Origin of the sequence: Pseudarthrobacter sp. MEB009 (assembly GCF_030208875.1) — a bacterium.
Classification (GTDB): domain Bacteria; phylum Actinomycetota; class Actinomycetes; order Actinomycetales; family Micrococcaceae; genus Arthrobacter.
In genome coordinates, this window is record NZ_JARVTC010000006.1 from 38566 (window position 1) to 52277 (window position 13712).

13 protein-coding genes and 1 riboswitch are annotated in these 13712 nt (G+C 67.2%); of the genes, 8 read left to right on the plus strand and 5 right to left on the minus strand.

What is annotated here, in order from left to right; all coding sequences use genetic code 11:
• The first annotated feature begins 15 nt into the window (after window positions 1–15).
• The 3 genes from QRN07_RS05030 to QRN07_RS05040 all read left to right on the plus strand — a co-directional run bounded on the left by QRN07_RS05030 (window position 16) and on the right by QRN07_RS05040 (window position 1553).
• Window positions 16–672, plus strand: coding sequence for a nucleoside/nucleotide kinase family protein (locus tag QRN07_RS05030; protein ID WP_050686984.1), 657 nt, complete (start codon window positions 16–18; stop codon window positions 670–672).
• 127 nt (window positions 673–799) lie between these two features.
• A riboswitch (guanidine-III (ykkC-III) riboswitch) is annotated at window positions 800–866 on the plus strand.
• Between the two features lie 10 nt (window positions 867–876).
• Entirely contained in the window at window positions 877–1200 is a 324-nt protein-coding gene (locus QRN07_RS05035; RefSeq protein WP_285240515.1) for a DMT family transporter, read from the plus strand.
• On the plus strand, window positions 1200–1553 hold the full coding sequence (locus tag QRN07_RS05040) for a DMT family transporter (protein ID WP_056595562.1): 354 nt from the start codon (window positions 1200–1202) through the stop codon (window positions 1551–1553). Before QRN07_RS05035 ends, QRN07_RS05040 begins: the two co-directional genes overlap by 1 nt.
• A gap of 86 nt (window positions 1554–1639) precedes the next feature.
• On the opposite strand, the gene QRN07_RS05045 is transcribed toward QRN07_RS05040, so the two are convergent.
• The 3 genes from QRN07_RS05045 to betT are packed head-to-tail and all read right to left on the minus strand — an operon-like array spanning window position 1640 to window position 6886.
• Complete coding sequence (locus tag QRN07_RS05045; RefSeq protein ID WP_285240516.1) at window positions 1640–3223, minus strand: GMC family oxidoreductase; 1584 nt, start codon at window positions 3221–3223, stop codon at window positions 1640–1642.
• Window positions 3224–3227: 4 nt separating this feature from the next.
• Window positions 3228–4724: an aldehyde dehydrogenase family protein gene (locus QRN07_RS05050; RefSeq protein WP_050686408.1), complete on the minus strand. Its 1497-nt coding sequence runs from the start codon at window positions 4722–4724 to the stop codon at window positions 3228–3230.
• The gene (gene betT, locus QRN07_RS05055) at window positions 4721–6886 is read right to left on the minus strand and encodes a choline BCCT transporter BetT (protein WP_285240517.1); all 2166 of its coding nucleotides are present in this window, start codon (window positions 6884–6886) and stop codon (window positions 4721–4723) included. The genes QRN07_RS05050 and betT overlap by 4 nt, the downstream gene beginning before the upstream one ends.
• Before the next feature lie 269 nt (window positions 6887–7155).
• On the opposite strand from betT, the gene QRN07_RS05060 reads away from it, so the two are divergent.
• Window positions 7156–7458, plus strand: a complete 303-nt coding sequence (locus QRN07_RS05060) for a putative quinol monooxygenase (RefSeq protein WP_285240518.1) — start codon at window positions 7156–7158, stop codon at window positions 7456–7458.
• Between the two features lie 57 nt (window positions 7459–7515).
• On the opposite strand, the gene QRN07_RS05065 is transcribed toward QRN07_RS05060, so the two are convergent.
• Window positions 7516–8175 (minus strand): CHRD domain-containing protein, encoded by a 660-nt coding sequence (locus QRN07_RS05065; protein WP_056595819.1) that lies wholly within the window; start codon window positions 8173–8175, stop codon window positions 7516–7518.
• A gap of 265 nt (window positions 8176–8440) precedes the next feature.
• Here QRN07_RS05065 and QRN07_RS05070 point away from each other — a divergent pair, with 265 nt between their 5' ends.
• From QRN07_RS05070 to QRN07_RS05080, 3 genes are read left to right on the plus strand one after another with little or no spacing between them, the layout of a single operon-like run.
• The gene (locus QRN07_RS05070) at window positions 8441–8983 is read left to right on the plus strand and encodes an RNA polymerase sigma factor (RefSeq protein WP_235504621.1); all 543 of its coding nucleotides are present in this window, start codon (window positions 8441–8443) and stop codon (window positions 8981–8983) included.
• The gene (locus QRN07_RS05075; RefSeq protein WP_285240519.1) at window positions 8983–9864 is read left to right on the plus strand and encodes a hypothetical protein; all 882 of its coding nucleotides are present in this window, start codon (window positions 8983–8985) and stop codon (window positions 9862–9864) included. The genes QRN07_RS05070 and QRN07_RS05075 overlap by 1 nt, the downstream gene beginning before the upstream one ends.
• A gap of 35 nt (window positions 9865–9899) precedes the next feature.
• Window positions 9900–10550 (plus strand): MBL fold metallo-hydrolase, encoded by a 651-nt coding sequence (locus QRN07_RS05080; RefSeq protein WP_050686400.1) that lies wholly within the window; start codon window positions 9900–9902, stop codon window positions 10548–10550.
• A gap of 97 nt (window positions 10551–10647) precedes the next feature.
• On the opposite strand, the gene QRN07_RS05085 is transcribed toward QRN07_RS05080, so the two are convergent.
• Complete coding sequence (locus QRN07_RS05085; RefSeq protein ID WP_050686399.1) at window positions 10648–12549, minus strand: DEAD/DEAH box helicase; 1902 nt, start codon at window positions 12547–12549, stop codon at window positions 10648–10650.
• 402 nt (window positions 12550–12951) lie between these two features.
• On the opposite strand from QRN07_RS05085, the gene QRN07_RS05090 reads away from it, so the two are divergent.
• Complete coding sequence (locus QRN07_RS05090; RefSeq protein WP_285240520.1) at window positions 12952–13662, plus strand: SAM-dependent methyltransferase; 711 nt, start codon at window positions 12952–12954, stop codon at window positions 13660–13662.
• The last annotated feature ends 50 nt before the right edge of the window (window positions 13663–13712 follow it).

Consider the following 13712-nt stretch of genomic DNA (forward strand, 5'->3'; position numbering starts at 1 on the left):
GCCTAGGCTTTTGTTATGGACTCACCCGAAGCGCGGCTGGCAGTGGCCTCCCTGCGGGAGCGGTTGTCAGGCCGCCGCCGCACAATGCTGGGCATCACGGGGTCTCCCGGTTCCGGCAAATCCACGTTCGCAGCCTGGCTGCAGCACCAGTTCGGTCCCGACGCCGCCGCAGTGGTCCCCATGGACGGATTCCACCTCGCGAACAGCATCATCGACGGCACACCGCTGCGGCACCGCAAAGGTTCCATGGACACGTTCGACGCCGGCGGGTACCTCTCGCTGCTGCGGCGGCTTGTGCTGCGGGATGAAGACGTTGTGTATGCGCCCGAATTCCAGCGGACCCTGGATGAGCCTGTGGCGGCTTCCATCGGCGTTCCCGCGTCCGTTTCCCTGGTGATCACCGAGGGGAACTACCTGCTCGCCTCGCAGGCGCCCTGGCCGGAGGTCCGCGCGCAGCTGGACGAGGTGTGGTTCATTGACACGCCGCCCGCCGTGCGGCTGGGCAGGCTGGTGGACCGGCATGTGGAGTTCGGGATGGACAGGACGGCGGCGGAAGCCTGGGCACTGGGCCCGGATGAGGCCAACGCCCGGATCATCGAGGCCACGCGGGACGGAGCGGACAGGATCATCCCCTGGGGCTGCGGACCCGTGGCTGGAACGCTCCCCAACTGACTAGCAGTTGTTGTCGTTTTGAGCCCTCAAAACGACAACAACTGCGAGTCAGTTGGGAGAGGGGCACGCATTGGTGACCTTTGCCACCAATACTGGCCACCCCCGATCCGGGGTTGCTAGGCTTGCCGCAAGGCTCCACCGCTTGAGCCTCCGGACGACGGTTCAGTACCCGGCACGCGACAAGACTGGCCAAAGGAATACGTCATGTCGTGGATTATCCTCATCTTCTCCGGAGCGCTGGAGGCCGTCTGGGCCGCAGCCCTCAACAAGGCCTTCACCGCCACCGGCCGGCGCAGGCTGGCGCCGCTCGCAGTGTTCCTCGCAGCCGTCACCGCCAGCATGGCCGGCCTGGCCATCGCCATGCAGTCCATTCCCACCGGCACGGCCTACGCCGTCTGGGTGGGCGTAGGCGTGGTGCTCACCTCCGCCTACGCCATGGCCACCAAAGTTGAACGCCCGACGGCGGCCCGCCTGCTGCTGCTCACCGGCATCGCCGTGTGCGTGGTTGGCCTGAAGGTGGTGGCGTGATGCGCGGCGCGTCCTTCGCCTGGCCACTGCTGCTGCTCTCCGCGGTCCTCGAAGCCGTGTGGGCCACAGCCCTGGGCCTGTCCAACGGCTTCACCGAGCCGGCTGCCACCGCAGTGTTCGCTGTGGCGGCCACCCTCAGCATGGTGGGCCTGGGCCTGGCCATCCGCCACATCCCGCTGGGCACCGCGTACGCCGTGTGGGTGGGCATCGGGGCCGCTCTGACCGTCGGCTGGGCCATGGCCACCGGCGCCGAGGCCTTCAGCATCGTCAAAGTGGTGTTCATCGCCGGGATCGTCGCCTGCGCGGCAGGCCTGAAAGCCCTGCCGGCCGGAAAAGACGCCTCGGCCCGCTGAGTTTCCCCACCTTTGAGACGGGCCGACGGCGGGTCCCGGGGACCCGCCGTCGTACCTGCCCTCCGCACCCTAAGGTCAACGCACGGTCAGGCCGTCCGGGCCCCGCGGACCAGCTCGGCGCACCGCTCACCGATCATCATGGTGGTGATGTTGGGGTTGACCGTGGTCAGTTCCGGCATCACCGAAGCGTCCGCGACCCGGAGCCCGGTGACACCCTTGACCCGCAGTTCGGGATCCAGCGGCGACATCCCGTCCTCCGGCGCCCCCATCCGCACAGTGCCGGCCGGGTGGTAAACCGTGTTGTGGGTGGCGCGGATGTAGCCGGCGATCTGCTCATCCGTCTGGATGGCGGAGCCGGGGTACAGCTCGGTGCCCACCCACTCCGCCAACGCGGGCTGGGAAGCAATATCCCGGGCCTTGCGGATGCCGGCGATCATCACGCGCATGTCGTGTCCCTCGGGATCGGTGAAGTACCGCGGGTCAACCCTGGGTTTGTCGCGGAAGTCCCGGCTGCGGAGCTTGACCGTGCCGCGGGAGCGCGCGTGGGTGACGTTGGGAGTGAGGCAGAAGCCGTTCTCGGTGGTGGGAAACCCCTGCCGGAGCGTGTGCATGTCGAACGGGACGGACCCGTAGTGGAACATCAGGTCGGGACGGTCCAGGCCCTCCTCCGTGGGCGTGAAGATGCCCGCTTCCCACCACTGGGTGGAGGTTTCCGTCATGGGCTGTTTGGCTTCCCATTGGATGACACCCTCGGGGTGGTCCTGCAGGTGCTCGCCCACACCGGGTGAGTCCACCCGGACGGGGATGCCGAACTCCGCCAGCTGGGCGGCCGGTCCGATCCCGGAGAGCATCAGCAGCTTGGGCGAATCGATGGCGCCCGTGGAAACAACCACCTCTGCGCGCGCAGTGAGCTGGTGGGTTTTAGCGAACGCGTTGTCCACCACTGCCACTCCCGTGCACCGGTTGCCGGCGTCGAACGTCAGCTCCTTGGCGCGCAGCCCGGTCAGCAGCGTGAAGTTGGCCCGGTCCATGATGGGGTGGATGTAGGACACGGACGACGACGCCCGGGTGCCGTCAGCCTGCCGGTTGATCTGGAAGAACCCGGCACCGTTGATCACGGTCTCGCCGGTGTTGAAGTGGACCTTGGGGATCCCGGACTGTTCGCAGGCGTCCAGGAGGGCACGGCCGGTGGGGTCCGACGCCGGGACGTTCATCAGGTGCACGGGTCCGCTGTCGCCGTGGTGCGGTGCATCGGGGCCGGCGTCCTCATTGGTCTCCAGCTGCTTGTACAGCCGGTAGGCCAGCTCGGAGTTCCAGCCGGTGGCGCCAAACTTCTGCTCCCAGTCGTCGATGTCTTCGCGGGGCGCCCAGAAGGCGATGCAGGAGTTATGGCTTGAACAGCCACCCATCACTTTGGCGCGGGCGTGGCGCATAAAGGAGTTGCCGTTTTCCTGCTCCTCGATGGGGTAGTCCCAGTCGTAGCCGGATTCGAGCAGTTCCATCCAGCGGTCCAGCTGCAGGATTTCGGGCAGGTCCCGGTCGTCCGGGCCGGCTTCCACCAGGGCAACCTCCAGCGCGGGGTCCTCGCTGAGGCGGGACGCAACAGCGGCGCCGGCGGATCCGCCACCGATCACGATGTAGTCGAAGTCAGTCTTTACTGCGGAGCTCAATATCTCAGTTCCCCTCTGTAGCGGCGGCGTGGTCAGCGAACCAGCCGGTGACCTGCGGGTCGGTGTTCTGGTAGATGTGCTTGGCTTCCTGGTACTCGGCGAGCCCGGTGGGGCCCAGCTCCCGGCCGACGCCGGACTGGCCGAAGCCACCCCACTCGGCCTGCGGCAGGTAGGGGTGGAAGTCGTTGATCCAGATGGTGCCGTGGCGCAGTGCGCGGGCCACGCGCTGGGTTTTTCCGGCGTCCTGGGACCAGACGGCCCCGGCGAGCCCATAGTGGGTGTCGTTTCCGATCTGCACGGCTTCCGCTTCGGTGCTGAAGGTTTCCACGGTGACTACGGGGCCGAAGGCCTCATCCACCACCACGGACATGCCGCTCTTGACCTGGTCGAGGATGGTGGGCAGGTAGTAGAAGCCCTTCTCCAGGTCCCCGGTCCCCCAAGCGCCGCCGCAACGCAGGCGGGCGCCTTCAGCGATGCCCTTGTCCACGTAGGCGGTGACCTTGTCGCGGTGGGCTGCGGAGATCAGCGGACCTGTTTCTGCAGCGGGGTCGAAGGGGCCGCCCAGGCGGATCTGCTCAGCCCGGCGCACCAGTTCCGCAACGAAGTCTTCGGCGATGGATTCCTCCACGATCAGGCGGGCCCCGGCGGAGCAGACCTGGCCGGAGTGTACAAAGGCCGCGTTGAGCGCGTTGTCCAGGGCGGCGTCGAAATCGGCGTCCGCAAACACGATGTTGGGGTTTTTGCCGCCCAGTTCCAGCGCTACCTTCTTCACCGATCCGGCCGCGGAGGCGGCAATGGTCTTTCCTGTTTCCAGGCCGCCGGTGAAGGAGACCAGGTCCACGTCCGGGTGGCTGGAAAGGACGGTGCCCACGGTTTTGCCGGCGCCGAGGATCAGGTTGGCCACCCCGGCGGGCAGGCCCAGCTCCTGCAGCACGTCCACCATCAGAATGGCGGTGTGCGGGGTCAGTTCGCTGGGCTTGAGGACAAAGCTGCAGCCAGCGGCCAGGGCGGGGGCGATCTTCCAGGAAGCCTGCAGGAGCGGGTAGTTCCAGGGGGCGATCAGCGAGCAGACGCCAACGGGCTCGTACTCGATCCGGCTGACCACCGTGGGGCTGCCGGCGTCGACCATCCGGCCCGAATCCTGGCCTGCGAGCTTGCCGAAGTATTCGAAGCAGTTGGCGATATCGTCCATGTCGATTTCGCTTTCCACCAGGCGCTTGCCGGTGTCCAGCGTTTCCGCGCGGGCGAACTCGTCCTTGCGTTCCCGCAGCCGGTTGGCCACGTTGATCAGGAACGTGCCGCGCTCCAGCGGCGACTTGCCGGACCATTCGCCTGAGTCGAAGGCTGCCCGGGCAGCCTCCACGGCGCGGGTGGAATCCGCTGCGGTGCCTTCGGAGACTGTGCCAACCAATTCGCCGTCGGCCGGGCAATGGATGTCCCGGGTGCCGCCGTCGGATGCTGCGGTCCAGGTGCCGCCGATGTATAGCGTCTCGGTGCTCATTTTGTTTCCTCCTGCGTTTCGAAGTCTGATTCCCAGTTGTCTTTAGCGACCTGATCCTCCACGAGCACCGTGTTGCCCGGTGCTGCGCGGTTCAGGTGCAGGAATTCAAGGTGTTGCTCGTAGTGGTCCAGGACATCGGTGATGACCTGTTCCTTGGTGTAGCCCATAAGGTCGTAGCCGTGGCTGCCCTCCAGGGAAAACACCTCCATGCGGTAGTAGTGGTCGTCCGGGTCGGCGCGGCGGGTGGCGTAGCTGGGGGTTTCGTACTGGACCGGATAGATCTGGTACTTGAACGTCCGCTCCTCCCCCATGGCCAGCTGCAGGTCGATGCTTTGGATGCCACAGGCCTCCACGGTGGCTACCGTCAGCGCGGTTTCCGCGCCCTGCGCCTTCAGTTCGGCCTCGACGTCCTGCAGCGCCGGGATGGCCACTGCTTCCGCGAAGCGTGTGGTCTGCCTGCGCCCGGGGTAGCTCATGGCCCGCGTGAGCCGCTGCCGCCAGGTCCGGCCGCCGCGCTGGTCCAGGGAGCGCCCCGTGATGATGCCGGGCAGGCTGGCGCGGTAGCTGTCGTTGAGCGAGTTTTCCACCCTCAGCGCCTTGTACAACCCCAGCATGATCAGCACCAGCAGCAAGGACAGCGGCAGGCCCATCACAATTGTGGCGTTCTGCAGCGTGGTGACACCGCCCACTGTCAGCATGGCCAGGGTCAGCAGGCCGGTGGCAACGGCCCAGAACACCCGCATCCATTCGGGGCCGTCCGAGTCCGCGTCCTTCAGGTGCGACGTGAAGTTGGACATCACCAGGGCGCCGGAGTCCGCGGAGGTCACGTAGAACAGCAGGCCCGTGAAAGTGGCGACGGCGGCCGTCACCGGAACTGCCGGGTACTGGGCCAGCAGGCTGTAGAAGCCGCGTTCCGGATGGCTCATGGCGTCCTGGCCGAAGGCCAGGTTGCCGTTCATGATCAGGTCCAGGCTGGAGTTTCCGAAGATGGAGATCCAGAGGACGATGAAGATGAAGGGCACGGTCATGGTGCCCAGGACAAACTGGCGGATGGTGCGCCCGCGGGAGATGCGGGCCAGGAACAGGCCAACAAACGGTGCCCAGGCGATCCACCAGGCCCAGAAGAACAGTGTCCAGGCGTTCATCCAGTCCGTGGGCCTGTCGTAGGCGAAGGTATCGAGGGTCATGGCGGGGAACCGGCTCATCACGTCGCCGACGTTCTGGACGATCCCGTCCAGCAGGAAGCTGGTTTTGCCGGTGACCAGGACGAACAGCATCAGGCAGACGGCCAGGATCACGTTCAGTTCGGACAGCCGCCGGATGCCCTTTTCGACGCCGGACACCACGGAAACGGTGGCCATCACCACCGACAGTGCGATCAGGCCGATCTGCACCGCCAGGTTTTCGGGGATTCCGAACATAAAGTTCAGCCCGTAGTTGAGCTGCACGACGCCGATACCCAGGGACGTCGCGATGCCGAAGATGGTGCCCAGCAGCGCAGCGATATCCACGGCGTGCCCGATGGGCCCCTCAATCTTCTTGCCAAAGATCGGGTACAGCGCGGAGCGGATGCTGAGGGGCAGGTTGTGGCGGTAGGAGAAGTAGCCCAGGGCCAGGCCCATCAGCGCGTACAGCGCCCAGCCGGTGATGCCGTAATGGAACAGCGTCCAAACCAGGGCCTGGCGTGCCGCCTCAGCCGTGCCGCCCTCGCCCTGCGGCGGGGCCAGGTACTGGCTGACAGGTTCGGAGACCGAGAAGAACATCAGGTCGATGCCGATGCCCGCCGCGAACAGCATGGCCGCCCACGTGAACATCCCGAACTGCGGTTTGGAGTGGTCCGGGCCCAGTTTCGTTTTCCCGACCCGCGACAGCGCCGCCACCAGGACAAAAACGACCACTGCGGTGACGATCAGGAAGTAGTACCAGCCCATGTTGGTTGACACCCAGCCCACCATGGAGCCGATCACTGCGTCTGCGTTGTCTTTGGCGAGGATGGCCCACAGTGCGATGGCCACCACGCCGATGGCGGAGCCAAAAAAGACTGTTTTGTTGACTCTGGTTTTGGCTTCGGCGGCGGGCGCGGCGTTGGCGGCAGGAGATTGCTGCGTTTCTTCGGATGAGGGTCCCGCGGCGTGCGCGGGCGGTTGCGAATTCTGGCTCAATGGGTCCCATTTCAGTTTTGAGGCTGGTGTGAACGGCGGGGTTTGCGTGGCTCGTCGGGGCGCTCCGCAATCAGTCAGCCCGCGTCATGGTGGGTCTCGCTCACTTTCGACGCTATCAACGCCACCACCAAAGGGCCGACTTTTATGAAACCTGTCACGGGCAAGGCTGCCCGGCAGAATGTTCCGCAACGGAAGAAAACCGCATCCTGCCCCGTTGCATCTTTGACGGGCCGGCATCACCGGCCGGGGCACCGAACCGAAGGAAATACATGTCCACGATTGTTCATTTTGAAGTCCGGATCGCTCCCGACCGGCTGGCGGATGCCCGGCATTTCCTCAGCGAAACGCTGGCGGCGACACGCGCCTGGCCTGGTAATGAGGGGATCGAGGCCCTGGTGGACGATGCCGATCCGGGCCACATCCTTGTGGTGGAGAAGTGGGCCACCACCCAGGACCACAGCGACTACGCTGCCTGGCGCACCACGCCCGAAGGCGCCAGCAGTCTCGGTGAGATCCTGGCGGCCGCGCCTGCCAAGCAGATCTACTCCACCACCATGGACCTGGGTATCTAGCACCCGCGAGGGATGGCCGGCCCCCAATGCCGGCCATCCCCGGGGCAGCCTGCTGCTTTAGCTGGTCCGGTTCCGCGCCCTGACCAGCAGGAACGTTCCCAGCGCCGCAACGCCTACGGTCCCGGCCGCCAGCGTGACAGCCACTGCCGGCTGGGCGGGAGCGGCGGCGGCGGCGACTCCGGTGTCCACGCCACCCACCGGCATCACTGCCAACTGCCCGCGGACCGCGCCGGGGACGAACGCTGCCGTGTGGGTGTCGGCGGAGAACCCGGACGGGTTGGCTTCCAGCTGCTTGAGAGTGAAGCCCTCTCCGGTATCCGCTCCGTTGTCAGCCTTGATGCCCGTGGTGAAGGGGCCTTTAAGGCAGCCTGAGCTGGTGGAGTTGCCGTCGCCCACCGGGTTGGGGAACGCAATCCGCGGCGGACCGTTTTTGCCCTGGACGGCCTGGTGGATATGCGTGGCTGTCTTGGCGGCGCTTTGGTACGGACCGGTGACACCGGTCAGGCTGATGTCGTAGCAGATCACGTCCAGGTCCGAATTGATCATGAAGTTGAAGGTGCCCCACGCTCCCGGCTGCCCCGGCGCCGGCGCACCATCCGGTCCCACCACGTTCTCCGGCAGGGCCTGGACCGTGTACATGCTGGTGAAGGAATCAGGCCGGTCAACTGTTGTTTCAGCGGAGGCAGGAGCCGCCGCCACAACAGCAGCCAGTGCCATAGCCCCCGCGGTTCCCGTGAATGCAGCAATCCGTTTTTTGGCCAACGTGTTCATCGTGTCCCTTTGCTCTGCAGGCAGTCCCGGAGGTCGGGCTGCGTGAAAAGGTATACTCGCCAATGGCTGCGGGCGTTCACCGGCAGCCGAAGAAAGTTTTCTGGACCGGCACCGCAGCGATTCCTTGCCTCGGCAGTGAACGCCGGACCTCCCGGCACCGTATTCCCTGCAGAACAACCTGGCCTGCGGACGGACGACGATGCGACAGATCATGACCGACGAGAGGTGGATGGCCCCGTCCGGGCCCGCCATGGACGCATTCAACGTACGGGACGCCTTTGCCGAGCATGGCAGCGCGCTGTACGGTTTTGCGGTCAACTGCATCAGGGACCCTGCCGCCGCTGAGGAGTGTGTCCAGGAAACTTTTGTGCGGGCGTGGCGGGCCAGGGACCGGTACGAACCCGCCAAGGGCACGGAACGGACCTGGTTGTTTGCCATCGCCCGGAACGTCATCATCGACGAGCTGCGGGCCCGCGAACGGCGGCCCGTTCCCGTCCCGGATGCCCGGATGGACCTGGCCGCAGCGCCCCAAACCGGAGCGTCCGCCATCGAGGACAGGGTGGTGCTCCAAAGCGGCCTGGCCATCATCAGCCAGGAGCACCGCGACGTGATTGTTTCCGTGCAGCTCAACGGAATGTCCTACGCGGAGCTCGAGCAGCGCACCGGAGTGCCGGCGGCAACGCTGCGTACCCGCATGTATTACGGACTCAAGGCCCTGCGAAGGGCCATCGGCGATGAGGAGGAGGGACAGTGATGAACCAGCCGTCACGCGAGGATGAACTGATGGCTGCGGCCCTCGCCGGCGGCCTCAGTGCCGCCGAACGCAGGGAACTCGACGCTGCCTGTGCCGCCAACCCGGCCCTGCTGCGCGAGCTCGAGGCGCTGGAGGGCCTCAACCACCGCCTCGCGGAATCCGGCATCGATTGGACCGAGCACCAGGTTCCGGCCAGCCTCGCCGGAAAAATGGACGCGTTGTCCCGGGAACTTTCCACGCCGGAGGCCGCGGTGGAGGCGACCACTGCTGAGGTGTCTACGGCGGAGGTGTCTACGGCGGAAATCACCGGCACGCCGGGGGTACAGCCCGGAGTGCCGGCCGGCAACACGCCGCAGGCCGTAGGTACCGCGCAGCGGGAGTCCAGCCGGGCGCACGACGGGCAGCAACACGTTTTGCGGGCGCGCGACGGCGGCCCACCAACCAGTGGCGGGCGCCGTTACCGCGTGCCCCTGCTCGCGGCAGCGGCGGCAGCCCTGCTGGTCATCGGCGGGTTGGGCGGTTCGGCGCTCGCCACCTTCCAGCAGGCACCACCCACCGGACCGCCGGGAACCCTCGGTGCCATTGAGGGGGTGCAGCTTTCGGGCAGCCCGGCCGGGACCTCCTTTGACGCTTCGCTGGTGGCGCACACCTGGGGAACGGAGACGGTCCTGGCCATCGACGGGCTCACCGTGGGGGAATCCTTCGAAGTGGTGCTGGTCCGGACCGACGGCCGGGAGCTGGATTCCGGCACCTTCCTGGGGGCCGCCCAAACGGTCACCTGCAGGATGAACGCAGCGGTGCTGCGCGGGGATGTGGCGGCCCTGCAGATCAGGAACGCGGCGGGCACTGTTGTGGCGTCGTCCAACCTGCCGCGGGTGTAGCTGCGCCAGGCACGGGGCATCCCTAGACTGGGCCCATGGATTCACTCGAGTACGACCTGCCCGCCCTGACCATCCGCCGGATCTCCGTGGGCGAGGTGGACAACAACGTGTACCTGCTGACCGCGAAGGCTACGGGCGCGCAGGTGCTGATCGACGCCGCCGACGACCTTCCGGCCATCCAGGGGTTGCTGCAGGACGCGGCAGCGGATACTTCCGCGGAACCCCGGCTGGAACTTATTGCCACCACACACCGGCACTGGGACCACGTCCGGGCGCTGGCGGGACTCGTCGCGAAAACAGGCGCAAGGACGGCGGCCGGAACTGACGACGCCCCGGAACTGCCGGTCCCCGTCGATGTCCTCCTGGCGAACGGGGACGTGGGCAACTTCGACGGCTTCGACCTCACCGCGGTGCACCTGCGCGGCCACACCGCCGGTTCCATCGCATTTGTCTACGAGGACCCCGACGGGCCCGCCCACATCTTCTCGGGTGACTCGCTGTTCCCCGGCGGCGTGGGCAACACCCACACGGACCCCGCACGGTTTGGCCAGCTGCTGGGGGACGTGACCGAGCGGCTGTTCGACGCCTACCCTGATTCCGCCGTCGTCCATCCCGGCCATGGCAAGCCCACCACGCTCGGTGCCGAGCGCCCCAGCCTGCCCGAATGGCGCGCCCGCGGCTGGTGACCTGGCTCGCCCTCGGCTGGTAAGCCCTTAAACACCAAGTGCCCCGCACTGCCGTGGTGAACGGCGGTGCGGGGCACCTGGACCAGGTCAGAAACCCTTAGCGGCTGCGGCGCTCGTTGGAGGCCGGAGCTGACGCACGGCGGGGGCCGCCGCGTGCGGGACGGCCGGAACCGCCCTTGCCTGCGCCATCCTTGCCGCCACCGTAGGAGCCGCCGGAGGTGCCGCCGGTGTTGGAGGACCAGACAGCCTTGTTGCCGGCCGAGCCGGCGTTGGCGGAGCCTGCCGCCGAACGCTGGCCACCGGTGCGGGCACCGGCAGGAGCACCGGCACGCTGGCCGGTGGCGGGACGGCCGCTGCGCTGGCCACCGGAGGAAGCCGGCCGGCCGGTGCCGCCACGGGGAGCCTCACTGCGGGTGACGCGTGAGTCCGTGCGGCCGTCCGAACCGCGGCCAGCCGCTGCACGGCCACCTGCCGCGGGGACGTCGTTGCGGTGGGTGCTGGCAGTGGTGCCGCGGCCCCGGGCGTTGCGGCGGGCCGCAGCTGCCGCGACGGCGCGGTCCTCGTTCTGCTCGCTGACGCGGTCGAAAGCGGCGCGTGCTTCGGTGCGGCCTTCGAAAGCCACGGCCCGGCGCTCAGCGCGGGGAACGTCGGAACGGACCGGCTCAGCCGAAACCTTGCCGCGTCCGCCACGGCCGCCGCGGCCGCCTGTGGTGGGTGCAGCCTGGCGGCGTGCGCGCTTGCGCTCGGCGTTGGCACCGGTGGAGGTGCCGCCGCCCTGCTGCGCAGCCTTTTTGGCCAGCAGGGCCGCACGGGTCCGCGGATCGATCTTGTCGGCCATTTCGCCCACGAGCTCGGCCACCAGGGGTGAGTTGGCGGTGACGCGCTCGAAGTTGACCTCAACTCCGGCGGCCTTCATCAGCTTCTTGACATCGGACTGCTGCTCCGGGAGGGTCAGCGTGACAACCGTTCCGTCGGAACCGGCGCGGGCGGTACGGCCCGAGCGGTGCAGGTACGCCTTGTGCTCGGTGGGCGGGTCCACGTGGATGACCAGCTCGACGTCGTCCACGTGCACGCCGCGGGCTGCGACGTCGGTGGCGACCAGGACGCGGACATCACCGGAGGAGAATTCGGCAAGGTTGCGGTCGCGGGCGTTCTGCGACAGGTTGCCGTGCAGGTCGACGGCGGGAATGCCGGCGTCCGTGAGGGTCTTGGCCAGCTTGCGGGCGTGGTGCTTGGTGCGCATAAAGAGGACGCGGCGGCCTGCACCGGACGCGAGCTCAACGATCAGCTGCTTCTTGACGGTCTGGTCGTTGACCACCAGGACGTGGTGTTCCATGGTGGTCACGGCGGCCTGCGGATCGTCCACGGAGTGCGTGAGCGGGTTGGACAGGTAACGCTGGACAATTTTGTCGACGCCGTTGTCCAGGGTTGCGGAGAAGAGCAGGCGCTGGCCCTGGGTGGGGGTCATGTCCATGAGCTTCTTGACCACGGGCAGGAAGCCCAGGTCAGCCATGTGGTCGGCCTCGTCGAGGACGGTGATTTCCACGGCCTCAAGGGTAAGGATGCGCTGGCGGATGAGGTCCTCCAGCCGGCCCGGGCAGGCGATGACAATGTCGACGCCGGCGCGCAGCGCCTTTTCCTGCCGGGCCTGGGAGATGCCGCCGTAGATCACGGTGGTGTTCAGGCCGGCAGCCTTGGCCAGCGGCTCGATGGTGGCGTTGATCTGGGTGGCCAGCTCACGGGTGGGTGCAAGGACCAGGCCCATGGGGCGGCCGGGCTTGCGGAAGTGCTTGGCTTCCCGCTCAGCGAGTCGTGCTACAAGCGGGATGGCGAAAGCGATGGTTTTACCGGAGCCGGTCCGGCCGCGGCCCAGGACGTCTCGTCCGGACAGCGTGTCCGGAAGGGTCTTGACCTGGATGGGGAACGGCTCAACAATTCCCTGCGCGGTAAGGGTGTCTGCAAGTGCCTTGGGAGTTCCGAGGGCAGCGAAAGTAGTCATGTATTTATACGGTCTTTCAGGCGGTATCCAGGCGGATATCGGCCCCCGGCGCCGGTTGGACCAGGGGTTCGCCGAAGAAAAGTCAGGTGATCAACCGGGCCGCTGCATAAAAGGGCAGCCGGCCGGGACCAAATAGAACGCGTTCATCGACGCAGGATGTGCCTCTCACATGAAAAAACCCACTTCCCGGTTCCGGGACTCCGCGGCATCCGCAGGGGATTTCAGGGGAGAAAGTGGGCATCACTGCACATCAAGTTCCTCCAGTCTAGCATCCCCCGCCCGCGACCCTTCCGGAACGCGCCTCCGGGCCGCTGGCAAGGGCCGTAAAACCCGTTGTGGAGGCAGGGCGCCAAAGCTGGTCCGGGCGTTGCCTTTGGGGGCGCCGCGGGGCAGGCTTGAGGCATGAGCGAACACGCGGCGCACCAGCAGGGAACGCACGACGCCGGGACCTCCGCCGGCACAACCGGCACCGGGGACACAGCCGCCGAATGGGACGAACGGTACCGGACCAAGGCGCAGGTCTGGTCCGGTAAACCCAATCCCCAACTGGTCCGTGAGGCCGGCAGCCTGCGGCCCGGGAAAGCCCTGGACCTTGGCGCCGGGGAAGGTGCGGACGCCATCTGGCTGGCACACCAGGGCTGGCACGTAACCGCCGTGGACGTGTCCACCGTGGCACTGGAACGCGCGCAGGCGCACGCCGCGGCCGCCCATAAAAAGGCCACCGACGAAGGCATTGCGGGCCGGATCGCCTGGCAGCAGGCGGATCTGGCCCGTTGGCAGCCGGAGGGCCAGTACGAGCTGGTCACCTCCCAGTTCCTGCACTCCCAGGACCTGGCCTGGCAGGTCCCGCTGCGGGCAGCCGCTGCCGCGGTCAAGCCGGGCGGCACACTGCTGGTGGTGGGGCATCACCCGGACAAACTGCCCCCGTGGGGCGGCGCCCACACCCACGACGGAATGTTCTACACCTGCGAGGACCTGGCCAGGGAGCTGTCGCTGGATGCCGCGGAGTGGCAGATCGAGGTTCTCACCACCCGCGACCGTCCCATCACCGGACCCGAGGGCCAGGAGTTCACCATCGCCGACGTGGTGCTCCGCGCCACCCGGCTGCTGTAGCCGGCGGGAAGCAGGCAGGACAAGGACTCCGGCTCGGATCCCGGCCCGGG